General features: G+C 52.7%; 12 protein-coding genes. 2 read left to right on the forward strand and 10 right to left on the reverse strand.

What is annotated here, in order from left to right; all coding sequences use genetic code 11:
- Nucleotides 1–123: 123 nt before the first annotated feature.
- On the reverse strand, nucleotides 124–1,773 hold the full coding sequence (locus HMPREF1207_RS00955) for an AraC family transcriptional regulator (protein WP_009672357.1): 1,650 nt from the start codon (nucleotides 1,771–1,773) through the stop codon (nucleotides 124–126).
- Between the two features lie 19 nt (nucleotides 1,774–1,792).
- Nucleotides 1,793–2,776, reverse strand: coding sequence for an ABC transporter substrate-binding protein (locus tag HMPREF1207_RS00960; protein WP_231391992.1), 984 nt, complete (start codon nucleotides 2,774–2,776; stop codon nucleotides 1,793–1,795).
- 283 nt (nucleotides 2,777–3,059) lie between these two features.
- On the opposite strand from HMPREF1207_RS00960, the gene HMPREF1207_RS00965 reads away from it, so the two are divergent.
- On the forward strand, nucleotides 3,060–3,698 hold the full coding sequence (locus HMPREF1207_RS00965; RefSeq protein WP_009672336.1) for a beta-class carbonic anhydrase: 639 nt from the start codon (nucleotides 3,060–3,062) through the stop codon (nucleotides 3,696–3,698).
- Nucleotides 3,699–3,830: 132 nt separating this feature from the next.
- Here the strand turns inward: HMPREF1207_RS00965 and HMPREF1207_RS00970 are convergent, their stop codons facing one another.
- The 5 genes from HMPREF1207_RS00970 to HMPREF1207_RS00990 all read right to left on the reverse strand — a co-directional run bounded on the left by HMPREF1207_RS00970 (nucleotide 3,831) and on the right by HMPREF1207_RS00990 (nucleotide 7,677).
- Nucleotides 3,831–4,481 carry a DedA family protein gene (locus HMPREF1207_RS00970; RefSeq protein ID WP_009672350.1) on the reverse strand — a complete coding sequence of 217 codons (651 nt, stop codon included), beginning with the start codon at nucleotides 4,479–4,481 and terminating at the stop codon, nucleotides 3,831–3,833.
- Between the two features lie 57 nt (nucleotides 4,482–4,538).
- The gene (locus tag HMPREF1207_RS00975) at nucleotides 4,539–5,309 is read right to left on the reverse strand and encodes a TerC family protein (protein ID WP_009672352.1); all 771 of its coding nucleotides are present in this window, start codon (nucleotides 5,307–5,309) and stop codon (nucleotides 4,539–4,541) included.
- Nucleotides 5,310–5,360: 51 nt separating this feature from the next.
- Entirely contained in the window at nucleotides 5,361–5,762 is a 402-nt protein-coding gene (flgB, locus tag HMPREF1207_RS00980; protein ID WP_009672356.1) for a flagellar basal body rod protein FlgB, read from the reverse strand.
- A gap of 381 nt (nucleotides 5,763–6,143) precedes the next feature.
- Nucleotides 6,144–6,632: a hypothetical protein gene (locus tag HMPREF1207_RS00985; protein WP_009672358.1), complete on the reverse strand. Its 489-nt coding sequence runs from the start codon at nucleotides 6,630–6,632 to the stop codon at nucleotides 6,144–6,146.
- 127 nt (nucleotides 6,633–6,759) lie between these two features.
- Entirely contained in the window at nucleotides 6,760–7,677 is a 918-nt protein-coding gene (locus HMPREF1207_RS00990) for a DMT family transporter (protein WP_009672344.1), read from the reverse strand.
- A 122-nt stretch (nucleotides 7,678–7,799) separates the two neighbouring features.
- Here HMPREF1207_RS00990 and HMPREF1207_RS00995 point away from each other — a divergent pair, with 122 nt between their 5' ends.
- Nucleotides 7,800–9,233: an aminotransferase-like domain-containing protein gene (locus HMPREF1207_RS00995; protein ID WP_009672340.1), complete on the forward strand. Its 1,434-nt coding sequence runs from the start codon at nucleotides 7,800–7,802 to the stop codon at nucleotides 9,231–9,233.
- Between the two features lie 93 nt (nucleotides 9,234–9,326).
- Here HMPREF1207_RS00995 and HMPREF1207_RS01000 read toward each other — a convergent pair whose 3' ends face one another.
- From HMPREF1207_RS01000 to HMPREF1207_RS01010, 3 genes are all read right to left on the reverse strand, one after another.
- Nucleotides 9,327–10,556, reverse strand: coding sequence for a cytochrome P450 family protein (locus HMPREF1207_RS01000; RefSeq protein ID WP_009672362.1), 1,230 nt, complete (start codon nucleotides 10,554–10,556; stop codon nucleotides 9,327–9,329).
- 79 nt (nucleotides 10,557–10,635) lie between these two features.
- Nucleotides 10,636–11,256 (reverse strand): TetR/AcrR family transcriptional regulator, encoded by a 621-nt coding sequence (locus HMPREF1207_RS01005; RefSeq protein ID WP_009672346.1) that lies wholly within the window; start codon nucleotides 11,254–11,256, stop codon nucleotides 10,636–10,638.
- A gap of 226 nt (nucleotides 11,257–11,482) precedes the next feature.
- A complete protein-coding gene (locus HMPREF1207_RS01010) occupies nucleotides 11,483–12,400 on the reverse strand; it encodes an NAD(P)/FAD-dependent oxidoreductase (RefSeq protein WP_009672368.1) in 918 nt (305 codons plus the stop codon).
- Between the last annotated feature and the right edge of the window lie 30 nt (nucleotides 12,401–12,430).

Here is a 12,430-nt window from a genome sequence, read left to right on the forward strand (position 1 = left end):
ATGGCGTCTATCAAGTACGCGGCTGAGGCAAAAAAAAGACGCATCCTGTAAGAATGCGCCAGTCGGGTATTCAAGATGATCTATCCATTTTCCGCCAATGACACCGCACGTTTTAGTTAAACCTCAAGCCAACACTTTCAAGACATCGTCGATTTTTTTGCTGCGGGAGAGAATGCCGTAGTTCATCCAAGTGAGGAAATCGACCTCATAGACGCTGTTGTTCCGCACTCCGGGCAGCAGGGCGAGCCGCTCGTCTTCACGGGCTCCGGGCGTGTGTCCCCAGCGCTTGTCAAACGTCACAAACAAATGATCCGCATCCAGCTTGTCCAGCCATTCCGAAGTCAAGACGACACTTCTGCGCGAGCGGCCCGTTAATTGGCTGACGAGGCGGTGCGGGGTCAGTCCTAAATCTCCGTAAAGAACGGGACCCGTGTAGCCTTGCTCAGGCCCCCCGTACAAGATAACGGCTTCGGCTGAAATGCGCAGGAACGCCACCGTCTGATCGCGAACGGAGCGTTCGAGGGCCTGTTTTGCTTTGTCCGCCCTACTTTCGTACTCGCCGATAATGTCCCGGACGCGGCCCTTCTTTCCGAGCAGATCCGCCGTTTTATCCAGCGTGGATTTCCAGTCCTCCCCCGGATGAGCCATCGTGTACGTGGGTGCCAGGCGGCTGTAGCCGGAAGGATGCGTACCGCCGTCCAATAAAATGAAATCGGGCTTCTCCTTCGTAAGCCCTTCCAGACTGCCATCCGAAACGTCGAATACAGGCACATCGCCCATGCCCAGATAATCCTGCTTTCCCCATCCCTCGCTGTACCACTGCATAACCGGCGTAATCTCAAGAGCCAGCAAAAAATCTTCCAGGCACGGAGCGAACACCCGGACATGCTCCCGGTGATTGCGCCGGTATTGTCCCGGCGTAATGCCGACCGTCTGCTTAAACCGCCGGTTGAGATAATATTCATTGTTGAAACCGGCATCTCCGGCTATGCCCGACAAAGGATCCTCGGTCAGCACGAGCAGCCGCTTCGTTCGTTCGATGCGGATCCGGTTCAAAAAATCGAGCGGAGTCGTTCCCGTCCGTTCTTTAAACAGACGGGAATACTTCCAGCGGTCCAAACCGGCGGCCGAAGCCAGCCCCTCTACTGTTTGCGTGCTCCGGTAATTATCCCGGATAACGGCAATCGAGCTTTCCACCGCCTGCATCGGATCGTGGCCGCCGGAACCGGCAGCGCGCTGCTGCAGGAGGAAGCGCAGAAATTCCTGAAAGCGCACGTAGGAATCGAACGATTCGAATTCGGTGGCCGGCCGGCGGTGCTCATACAGCGCCTCCAACATCGTAACGCAGGAGGCAAAGGACAGGCAGACGATTTCGCCCGGTTCCAGCAGGTTCTCCTGCTCAGCTCCCCGCATCCGGGAGGGCGCCTCGTCGCGTCTGTCGGCCGCATCCGCGAAGTCGCTTGCCGCTTTCTCGCCAACTGTTTGCCTGGCCAGGACTTCGAATTTCAAGAGGTAGAAGCTTAAATCCGCTGCAGCCGATTGGATGCACGCACCGCTTCCGGGAGCGGCCAGGTAGCACTTCCCGCGCTCCGCGGCATAACTTTCTCCGTTCAGCGTCATGCCGCCGCTTCCGCCCGTTACCGCCATAACGTAATAGCTGTCCGCTCCGGCAGCCTCCTGTTTCCATCCCGAAGAAGCCGTTTCTCGGCTAATACCGGTCAGCTCGTAAAACGAGGCGCGCCGAGCAAAAGATCTGTCTTGGTTGTCATTCATGATCGCTCATCCTCACGAGTTACTTGATCAGCAGCTTTAGCAGATCGTCTATTTTCATACCGTTAGCCAAAAAGGCGCCGGTTTGCCAGTGAGTACGTTCCACTTGGTAGACGTGTCCTTTTTTGACCGCAGGAACCGACTTCCAGAACGGGCTTTTTAGAAGCTGAACAGCTTCTTTGTTTTCTTCGGAAGCCCAAGTGCCGTTGGAAGGCAGCAGGATAATATGATCGGCGTCAATCTGTGGAATCATTTCTTCGGAAATGATTTGCTGGAACTCCTTCATCTCTTTGACCATCGGAGGCGGAGTAAGTCCCAGATCGCGGTACAGAATGGAACCGATAAACCGGTTGTTGATGCCGAACAGCGTAAATGTTTTTTCTCCCACGTTCAAACGGATTACGGCCACCTTTTCAGTGCCGACGGCTTTCTCCAGAGCCGTTTTCGCATCGTCGACCTTCTTCCGGTACTCCTTGAGAATAGCGTCTGCCTTCTCCGGCATTCCCAGCAGATCCGCCGTGGCTTTAAGGATAGCGGATGCATCGTTCAGCATTTCGTCCGGCAGCCGGTAAGTCGGAGCGACTTTAGAATACATGTCATATCTGGCTTTGTCTGCCCCTCCATCTACGATAATCAGATCGGGAGAGGCATCTAAAAGAGCCTCAATGCTTCCGGTCATATCAAACTTCGGCACATTCAGCTTCAAATATTCCTGAATCCCCCAGTTAGGATGATACCACTGGACTACCGGAGTGACACCCAGAGCCGTTACGTAGTCTTCCATATAGATGGCCGCCACCCTTTTCGGCTGGGCCGGAATTTCAACTTCACCGAAAGCATCTTTGACGACGCGTTTATTTTCCGTTGATTTCTCCCCTGCGGGAGTACTCTGTACGGCCGCTTTTTCTGCTCTCTCCGCTGGTCCCCCGCAGCCGGTTAAACTTGCCGTTAAAGCCAGTACTGCCAGCAGGTTCCACATGGCCCTCTTCGACCGTTTCTCTCTCATGTATCCATTCGCCCCCATCAATGATTTTGATAATCATTCTCAATGATTTAGGTTTAGTCTACTTCACTTTCGCAGATTTCCGCAATACACATCGGGTATATTTTTTTATACATCCGTGAAAATACATTATTTTTGATAGAGTACGGGTATTTAATTGTAAAGTATCATTTTCCGTTGAATTTTATTATTTACGAAATTCAAAACTCAAATTAACATAAATATGTATTTTTACTAATATTGGTAAATTGAATTTTTAACATTTATGGAAAGGAGGTCATATGGCATGTCAACCATACATGAAATACTTGCCCACAACCGTATTTTCGTGCAGGAAAAACAGGCTCTCCCCTTTGAGACCATCCGATACCCGGAAACCAAAATAGTGATCCTCACCTGCATGGACACTCAAATTCCGGAACTCCTGCCCAAGGCGCTCGGAATTCGAAACGAAGATGCCGAAGTTATTCAAAATGCCGGCGCAGTCGTGTCTCATCCGTCCGGAAGCATCCTGAGAAACATCCTGCTTGCCATTTGCAAACTGAAGGCTAAGGAAGTATATGTGATCGGTCATCACGAATGCGGGTTGGCGAATTTTAGAAGCGCCGATGATAGCGAAAGCGTCCGGCAGTTCGGTGATTCTGATCCTTATATGCAGACGCTGTCCGATGCCGGCATTGATCTGGACGGGTGGCTGACGAGATTTTCCAGTCTAGAAGAAAGCATTGCAGACAGTGTCTGCATGATACGATCACATCCGCTGTTCCCGGAATCGGTTCTTGTACACGGGCTGGTTATTCATCCGGTTACCGGACGGCTCGATGTAGTCGTTGAGGGAAAACATATTCAGCCGAAAGAAGGTGTGTCCGCACTTCTAAATGCAGAAGCCGCTCCATTAGACGCCACGATTGAAAGGAGGAAATGAATAGCGCAGCAGAAAAAGGAAGGGGTGCCCGCGGAATTTGCGGGCACCCCTTTATCCGTCTTTCCGCTCCCTGCCGGAACGGATACGGCTTCTTTTACCGGCTTCTTTCAGCACAAAGGCTTGTCCTGTCCTTTACTTATCGTTACCGATCTCGAACGATTTTTTTCCCCGTTCGCTCTTTACGATCCGCCTGCGCACGTAGAGGAAACCGACAAGCGCGCAGGATAGACCCAGTCCCGCATAAATAACGGTCGAATAGATGTCCATATAACCCACAATCGTCTCCCAAGACGCGCCTACGGCAGCCCCGACATACACAAGGACACTGTTCCAAATAAGCGAACCCGCCGTAGTGAGAAGCAGGAAAGGAACGAAGCTCATGCCCGCACTTCCCGCCGGAATTGAAATCAGACTGCGGACCAGGGGCACGAGCCGTCCGAGAAACACGGCCCATACTCCGTACTTGTCGAACCAGGAGCCCGCTTTTCCGATGTCCTCCGGTTTCAGACGGAGAATCTTACCGTGCCGCGCAGCTAGCGATTGCAGGCGTTCCATCGACATCAGCTTCCCGGCCCCGTACAAGCAGACGGCCCCCGCAACGGAACCGGCGGTTGCGGCCAGGATAACACCGAATGCCGTCAATGCGGATGTGGTCGTCATGAAACCGCCTAAGGTCAGGATGACCTCCGAAGGAATCGGAGGGAACAGGTTTTCCAGTGCGATCAGCAGGAAGATGCCGAAATATCCGAATGCCTCCATCGTTTCCGTAATCCACTGCTCCATTCGCATCTCTCCTCCCCGTCTTTTGTTAAACGAACGGAATTCCGCATCTCAGCTCTTTCAGACTGCCGTTTCTTTTTTTTCTTTCGACAGAAACCAGCCGCACAAGGCAATAAGAACCAGAACCGCATAAAACGTATATTTCCAGGCCGGCAGCTTCGCAAATCCTTCGGGCAGAACGGAAAGCGCCGGATGCGACAAGGTATACACAATCAGTTTGACCCCTACCCATCCCACAATGACAAACGCCGCAATTTCCAGGCCGGGTCTCCGGTTAAGAAGATTCACGAAGTAGGAAGCGGCAAAACGCATAATGATCAATCCGATGAGCCCGCCCGCAAAGACGATGAAGAATTGTCCCCCGTCCATCCCACCGATTCTGGGCAGGCCGCTTTCCGGCAGGGCCACCGCCAAAGCGACAGCCGCAAGAATGGAATCGACCGCAAAAGCGATGTCGGCCAGCTCGACCTTGAAAACCGTCGCCCAAAAGGAAGAGCCCGCTTTGCCCTCTTTCTCTTTTTTGCTGCCGTTTTCACCCTTCTTGACCAGAACTTTGCGAAAAATATGATTGAGTGCGATGAAGATCAGATAAACCGCACCGATGGCTTGAACCTGCCAGACGTCAACGAGAAAAGAAATAATGAACAGCGATAGAAAGCGGAAAACGAAAGCGCCCGCCAATCCGTAGAAGAGCGCCCTTTTCCTTGCCTCTTCCGGTAAATGTTTGACCATGATGGCGAGCACAAGGGCATTGTCCGCCGCGAGCAGTCCTTCCAGACCGACAAGCACGAGCAGCACCCAGCCGTATTCGAGAATTAGCGAAACATCCATACGTGATCCTCCTGCAGTTTTGAGTTTGAGTTAAATCTTTGCCGGGGCGGATTATTTCAAGTCTCTGAGCAGCCCGTTCATTTTCTTGTAATGACCGCTTACCCTTTCGGCGAAAACCGAGTAAGCCAGCTGATTTTTAGCCATCAGGGACATCTCGTAATCCATATCAACACTATTTCCATTGGTATTGAAAACATACGGACCGAGAACCGCGGTGTTAATGAGACCGGCTTCTCCTGAACCGGAAATCTTGAAATGCCGCTTGTGGGACGTAATCCCTTCCAAAGGCCTCTTACCTTCCGTCGCTTTCTCCAGCTCCTCCTCGAAGGAAACAAACCGACTCTTGTAACCGGGGGTATCCACGTTTGCAAGATTGCTCAGGATCGCCTGATGCCTGGCCGCCGCAATGTCGAGCGCCTTCTCGTTCATCCGGGTCGTCGAAGAAACTAGCATGGGGTTGACACTCCTCCTCGTATAATCTTGATGCTGCGTTAATGAGATGAACTCGATAAACGACGCCGATTTTCCTCCCTCCCCCGAAATAGGGCCAAAATAAAAGCAGCCTTCACCGGTTGGCCGGCAAAGGCTGCTGTTTTGCTAAAAAATAAAAGACCAATGCCGTAAGGCAAAGGTCTCGCTAACAACGTGATCCATCTTACGTCGCATGCAAAGCCGGAGGCGATCAAGCCACGTAATGACGACTAAGCATGTATAAGCTACTCCCCTTTGAAGGGTATGAAATTAATTTCAAATTAACAGATTCGTCTGGCCGTGTCAATCTTTTTATTAAAGAAAAATCGTTATATTCCGCCGAAAATGGCACGTTGTGCAAATTCAGCTTGCTGATACCGCTATTTCTTCGCTTTTAACGAATCTTTTAAACAAATATCGAGCAGTCGGACCTACAATAAGGAGCTGCAGAGGCAGAGCAAAACTAACGTTTTTAACTAGCAAAGAAAAATAACTTTCAAGCAGTGATGTTCCTACCGGAGGGTTAAGCAAATAAGAAGTCGCGAGTCCATACATGGACATAATCAGAACCATTCCGATGACCATAAAAAATGAAAGGGACAGAATAAGCGGTACCTGTTTGGATTTGTCAAAAGGCAGCGAAAAAGCGATTTTCTTCGCCACAGGACCGACAATAAACGATTCCACCAGGAACGCAGTAATGAAGCAAAGCACGAATTGAACAAGGATTCCTTTCCAGGATATCGTGCCGATCAAGCCGTTTGTAACTAAATTATAAGACATCATCCCCACGACCATCCCACAGCACATCATCAATCCGAAATAAACATTTTCTTTCTTCGTTGTCGGCAATTCCATCATCCTCTCTGTTACCCTTTGTTATTATAGGGAAAATGGAAGGCTTCGCATAAGTGACAAGTTTATGAACATTTTAACGCAGAATGATTCCCGCGTTTGTTTGTAACCCCCGCTACGCTGTCTAACTCCTCTCAACCAAACGGGACCGGGCACCCGCCAATTGCCGCAGGCTCTTGAGGTTGATCAGAAGAATGCCCGCGATAATGGTGACGCCTCCTGCCAGCGACAAAAACGAGAGAGGTTCACCGTAGAGAACCACCCCAAGGCTAAGCGCGATAAGCGGAGAAATATAGAGCCAGGTGGACGGAAAAACGGGATTTGTTTTGGCTACCAGCCAGTAGAAGATCGTGTGCCCCATCATCGACCCGAAGACGATCAGATACAGCAGCGAAAAAACAGCTTCGGGAACGAACATTGCTTCCATATGTACCTGCTCCGTGAATAGCGACAAAAGCAGAAGCATGAGTCCCCCGTACAGCATCTGCGCCGCATTCAGTGCGATCGGGGACGTATCGGAAAATCTTCGGATAACCCGCCGGGAATACACTGTGCCCGCGGAATAAAAAACCTGCCCCGTCAGAACCGCGATGCAGCCCGCCACCCAAACCGTGCTGAATGCGACGGTCATTCCGGGGACGAGCAGAATAACGACACCGGCAAATCCCACCAGACAGCCCGCCCAGGATGAAGCGGACATTTTCTGCCGGGTCATGCCCGTCTGCAGCAGCATAATCATAAGCGGAGCCGTTGCCGACAAAACGGCGGCGATGCCCGAGCTTAAATATTGCTCCGCCCAATATAGACTCGCAAAAACACCGAAAGTGAGCCCGAGTCCGGTCAGCATCATCTCTTTGCGAAGCAGCAGCGAGAGCCGCGCCTTTTTTTGTGTGACCATGACAATAAAGAGGACAGCACCGGCAAGAAAAAACCGGACTCCGGCCGAGAAGAAGGGGGACGCCCCCGCATCGATCCCCACTTTGATGGCCAAAAAAGTTGTCCCGAAAATTAAACACATCAGGATATAGTTGAACGGGATCATTTCCATTCCTCCTTTTCCCCCAGTATAAACGGGAACAAACAGAACAGTTTTCCATGAACAGAACAGATTTGCGCCGAAATCGGCTATACTGGAGGAAATCAACCTGAGGAAAAGAGCGATGTGTGGTGGAAAGAGAAAACCGTTCGAGCGTCCATTCCGATAAGCTTTTCGAACAAATTTACGATTACCTGCTGGAAAGAATCCGCCGCGGGGAATGGAAGGCGCACGACAAGCTCCCTTCGATCCGGTCGCTGGCGGCGGACTTTCGGGTGCACCGGCTGACGGTTTTTAAGGCTTATCAGCTGCTGAAGCGCAATGGGGATGTGTACGTGAAGGATAAATCGGGTTACTACGCGCATCCCGGCAGCCAGTCGATGCTGGGTCCGCTAAACGATCCGATCGTTTCCGCCTATGTGCACGAAAGCCACCTCTCGGAAATCCATCAGGTGCAGGCGGACTATCAATTTTCCAAGGCGCTGCTCGATCCTAATCTGCTGCCGAATCTATATTTGTCGGAGTATGTAAAAAAAGTGTTCGATCTGTATCCGAAAGTGCTGGGCACCTACTCTACCGTTCAAGGAGACCAGGAGCTGCGTGAAGCACTGTGCGGTTATTTTACGAAAGGCTTCCATTTCTTCGTGTCTCCCGATGAATTGTTGATCACCTCCGGTTCCCAGGAGGCGATCGATCTGGTGGCCAGAGTCCTCGTAAGGCCGAGGGATGCCGTCATGCTGGAGCGGCCTACTTACAGTCCGGCCATAGACGTTTTCAGCCGCCAGGGCGCCAAGATCATCCCGGTCGATATTCATCCGTCCGGCTACGATCTGGAGCAGGTGGAACGGATTATGCAGACCGATAGGCCGCGCCTTTTTTACCTTAATCCCACTTTTCACAACCCGACGGGGTTCACGGTTCCCGCCGAGCAGCGCAAGAAATTGGTGGAACTGGCGGAAACGTACAAATGCCTGCTGATCGAGGACGATCCTGGACGGGATATTTATTTCGGAGATGAGCCTCCCCTGCCGCTCTTTTCCTACGATACGGCAGGATACGTCATCTATCTCCGCAGTTTCAGCAAATATATCGCTCCGGGGCTCAGCATTGCGGCCGTGGCCTGCCGTCCGTCGTTCATGAACTACCTGATTCGGGCCAAATCGTTATCCGACAGCGGGGCTCCGCTGCTGAATCAGAAGATTTTTCTGCACTATTTCTTTTCCGAACGGATGCAGCAGCATTTGGCGAAACTGAGAATTGCCCTTGCTGTACGCAAGGACATCATGGAAGAGGAATTGTCCGGAACCGGGTGGCAATGGACCAGCCCTGCGGGGGGCTTTAATCTGTGGGTGGAGCTGCCGGCTTCGGTGCCGATGGACCGTCTGCTCAGCCGCTGCATGGAACAGTCCCTCACCTTCGTTCCCGGTATGATCTGCGATCCGCTGAGAGAGCCAACATCCCGGGTGCGCATGAGTTATTCCTATTTGAATGAAGCAGAGCTGCGCGCGGGGTTAAGGCGGTTTAAAGAAGTGGTTTTTTCCTTGTTATCGGAAGTCGGTTAGAGGGAAATGCGGGGGATATTGCGTGTGGCTGATACCGACTCTGAGCGCGGCGGACCGGCATGCGAGCGCCGCGCTTCAATCGGAGTTCAGAGGTCAGAAAAGAACAGGCAGACTGGTGAGCGAGCGCAGCTTTCCGTGGTTATAAACCAGCCTCTCCGGTTCGACCGCCAGACGCAGGTCCGGCAGCCGCCGCAAAAGCGTGCCGAAAGCGATCTGCCCTTCCAGGCGGGCAAGCGGCGCGCCGAGGCAGAGGTGGATCCCTTTGCCGAAGGCGAGATGCTCATTCTCTTCGCGGGTGATATCAAGCGTATCCGCATCGGAAAACTTCTGCGGGTCCACATTGGCGGCGGCAAGAGACAGCAGCACCATCTCGCCTTGGCGGATGACTTTGCCGTGCATGGCGATGTCCTCTCCGGCGAATCGGCTCGCGATGACAATAGGCCCCTCCATGCGCAGCATCTCTTCTACGGCACCCGGAAGAAGAGATGGAGTTTCCCGGAGCAGGCGCATTTGTCCGGGATGCCGCAGCAGCGCGAGTGTGCCGTTGCCGATCAGGTTGACCGTCGTTTCATGCCCGGCGATGATAAGCAGCCAGATCGTCGAGAGAAGCTCGTTCTCGCTCAGCTTGTCGCCCTGCTCGTAAGCCTGGACAAGGCCGCTCGTCACATCCGTGCCGGGATTGCGGCGTTTTTCGTCCAGCAGCGTCCGGATGTACCCGATGAACTCCTCCAGCGCCTCTTCCACCGCGGAACCTTGGCTTGAGTCCACTGCGGCTTGCAGGAGCTTCTGAGTCCAGCCCCGGAAAAGGCTGCGGTCGGCCGCCGGAATCCCCAGTATCTCCGAAATGACGATAATGGGCAGCGGATAAGCGAAATCCGCGACAAGATCCATCCGGCCCCGCTCTTGGACGGCATCCAGAAGCTCGTCGGCGATCTGCTGGATTCGCGGACGCAGGCCTTCGATCATCTGGGGCGTAAAAGCTTTCGAAGCGAGCCTGCGCAGCCGGGTATGATCGGGCGGGTCAACCGAAAGCATATTCGGCATGTTCCTCAACCATTCAAGCAGTTTGCCCACATACGTGCTTGCCCCCGCTGCTTCCGGCTCGTTCTGCGGCACGTATTTCCTCATATCCTTGACCAACCTAGGATCTTTCAGCATCGCGGACACATCATCGTGACGAAAAGCGATCCAGGCCCCTCCCATCCCGTAAAAATCATCCAGACGGATAAGAGACTCTTTCTGCGCGGCCAGCCGTTTATAGAACGAAATGATATCACGCATCGTTTCGGGCGAATTAAGATCGCCGCCAGTCATTTTTTCCATGGATTTACTCCCTTCTATAAAAAGCGAATAAGCGGAAAAACGGCAAACGTTTATGCGGGAAATAGCATGCTGCAGCCTTTTAAGCGTAATCCTGCGCGATGCCTTGACGGATCATTACGCAGAACTCCTTCATCTTCGTGAACATGTTTTCGATATAATCGTCGCCGATGGCGCTAAGATCCGTGACCTCCGCGACGAACTTATTCTCGAAATGCTCCAGGGTAATCACAATCAGCTCAAAAGCGTGCTTGCGGTCCACTCCGTTCCGTAGGGGCACTTTGTCAAATAACCGCTCCCACACCTCATACTTGGAAGCAAGCACATGCCCGTATTTCTTGGCAATGTCTTCTTTCAGCTCTTCCGGGGTCGAATAATAAACCTCGTAGATCAATTTGATTTCGTCCGGATGCTTACGGAAATAATCGAGTTTTTTGCGGCTGTACGCATCAATCGCTTCAAAAAAATCCCGGTAGTCCGGAATGGTGTCCACCCGAAGTTCTTCCCTCGCCTTCTCGAAGCAGTGATCCAGCAAGCTGAGATACAGCATTTTTTTGCTTTTGAAATGGTGAAAAATCAGTGCCTTGGAAATTCCGGCCGCCTCCGCCAGCATTCCGGTCGAAGTGTCTTTATACCCGTTTCGCGCGAAAACGGTAAGACAGGCTTCGAAAATCTCTTCTTTTTCGTAAAGTTGTAAAGGCAACCGGTATCTTCCTTTCCTTATGCTAACCGATCGGTTAATAAAAGTGTATCGGATGCTGACCGGTTAGTCAATATAGAGAACGAGTCGATCCAAACAAAAAAACGGCCACAGGAAGGGCCGTTCTTTTGGCTTTAAGGTGATTGCCTGGAGATACCAAGGCTGCCGGTTTGCCGCTTGTCGCTTGCCGATTGCTACCCGCGCATCCGCGAATTTTCGGAATCCGCCGCTAGATCCGGTCGCTGTCCCAAGCTTCCGCAAGCAGCTCGGTGTTTATCCCGACGGCGGCCAGGGAACCGAGCGAAGCGGCCGTAATCGCCTGATACATTTCGGTGGCGGCATCGCCGGCTGAGAAGACACCCGGTACGTTCGTTTTACCGAAAGGATCGGCCGCGACCGAGCCCCCTTCCGTCATGCGGCAGCCGATCTCACGCGGCAGATCCGAACCGGCAGCGATTTTGGGCGCGAAGAAAATTCCTTTGCACGGGATCGCGCTGCCATCTTCAAGCACAACCTGCTCCACCATACCGCCGGTTGATTCAATCCGCACGATGGGCGAATCGAAAACCGGTATACGATGCGCCTTGAGTCCCTCGCGCTGCTCGTCCGTCAGCTCGTCGGGACCGTTGGTGCAGATCGTCAGCCGCTTCGACCAGCCGGAAACCGTCCGGGCCGAATGCGCGGCGGCCCCTCCTTTGACGATCAGAACAAGGGGCTGGTCCCTTAGTTCCCATCCGTCGCAATAAGGACAGACAAACGCGCTTTTGCCGTAAACGTCCGCCAAGCCGCTAATATCGAGCGGAAGATCCTTTTTTCCGGCGGCGAAAAGAAGTTTTTTACACCGGTAGACCGTGCCTTGCCCCGTGGTGATTTGAAAATTGCCGTCCGCCCCCGTGACCGTTACCGCTGAATCCGTAACGAAACGAACGGAAGGATACGCTGCAATTTGCTCCCTGGCAATGCGCCGGAACTCCGCCGGGCTGATACCGTCCCGCGTCAGAAAGCCGTGAGACTCGCGGGTAACCCGGTTGCGCGGACGCTCTTCGTCGATGACGACTACGCTTTTTCTTGCCCTGCCCAGCACCAGTGCCGCATTCAATCCGGCTGGCCCCCCGCCGATAATGCCTACATCGATTTTTTGTTCCATATTATCATCCTCCTGGATCTTCAATGTCCA

It is taken from the genome of Paenibacillus sp. HGH0039 (genome assembly GCF_000411255.1).
GTDB lineage: Bacteria > Bacillota > Bacilli > Paenibacillales > NBRC-103111 > Paenibacillus_F.

Excerpts from the sequence above, each read along its gene's own strand:
- HMPREF1207_RS00955 (WP_009672357.1), bottom strand. The coding sequence starts at position 1,773 with ATGAATGACAACCAAGACAGATCTTTTGCTCGGCGCGCCTCGTTTTAC.
- HMPREF1207_RS00960 (WP_231391992.1), bottom strand. The coding sequence starts at position 2,776 with ATGAGAGAGAAACGGTCGAAGAGGGCCATGTGGAACCTGCTGGCAGTA.
- HMPREF1207_RS00965 (WP_009672336.1), top strand. The coding sequence starts at position 3,060 with ATGTCAACCATACATGAAATACTTGCCCACAACCGTATTTTCGTGCAG.
- HMPREF1207_RS00970 (WP_009672350.1), bottom strand. The coding sequence starts at position 4,481 with ATGGAGCAGTGGATTACGGAAACGATGGAGGCATTCGGATATTTCGGC.
- HMPREF1207_RS00975 (WP_009672352.1), bottom strand. The coding sequence starts at position 5,309 with ATGGATGTTTCGCTAATTCTCGAATACGGCTGGGTGCTGCTCGTGCTT.
- flgB (WP_009672356.1), bottom strand. The coding sequence starts at position 5,762 with ATGCTAGTTTCTTCGACGACCCGGATGAACGAGAAGGCGCTCGACATT.
- HMPREF1207_RS00990 (WP_009672344.1), bottom strand. The coding sequence starts at position 7,677 with ATGATCCCGTTCAACTATATCCTGATGTGTTTAATTTTCGGGACAACT.
- HMPREF1207_RS01000 (WP_009672362.1), bottom strand. The coding sequence starts at position 10,556 with ATGGAAAAAATGACTGGCGGCGATCTTAATTCGCCCGAAACGATGCGT.
- HMPREF1207_RS01010 (WP_009672368.1), bottom strand. The coding sequence starts at position 12,400 with ATGGAACAAAAAATCGATGTAGGCATTATCGGCGGGGGGCCAGCCGGA.